Genomic DNA, 297 nt, shown 5'->3' on the forward strand with positions numbered 1-297 from the left:
GTGAAGAAGTTGCGGAAAATGCTGTCTTTGTTTCTGCCGGTTATGACGTGTACGCCGGGGCCGTCCCAGGTGGCTATTTTCATGCAGTAGGCGAGGATGGATGAGAATGTTTTTCCTGATCTGACTGCGCCTTGCCAGATGTTGGCGCGGCCGTTGCAGTTGGCGATGGCGTAGGCCTGTTTGGGCGACCAGACGAGGGTGTTTTTCTGGTCGTCCACGGCGGGTTTACTCCTTCTGGGTGATGTTTTGGATGGTTTCGGAAAGACTTCTTAGGGCTGCGAGGGCGTTATCTGTGGC

General features: G+C 54.9%; 1 protein-coding gene. It reads right to left on the reverse strand.

Annotated elements, in window-relative coordinates; all coding sequences use genetic code 11:
• Positions 1-218, reverse strand: a 218-nt coding sequence (locus tag QP415_RS11395; protein ID WP_285100145.1) for a hypothetical protein, incomplete at its 3' end; no start/stop codon positions are given.
• Between the last annotated feature and the right edge of the window lie 79 nt (positions 219-297).

The organism is Pauljensenia sp. UMB3104 (genome assembly GCF_030217285.1).
Taxonomy (GTDB): domain Bacteria; phylum Actinomycetota; class Actinomycetes; order Actinomycetales; family Actinomycetaceae; genus Pauljensenia.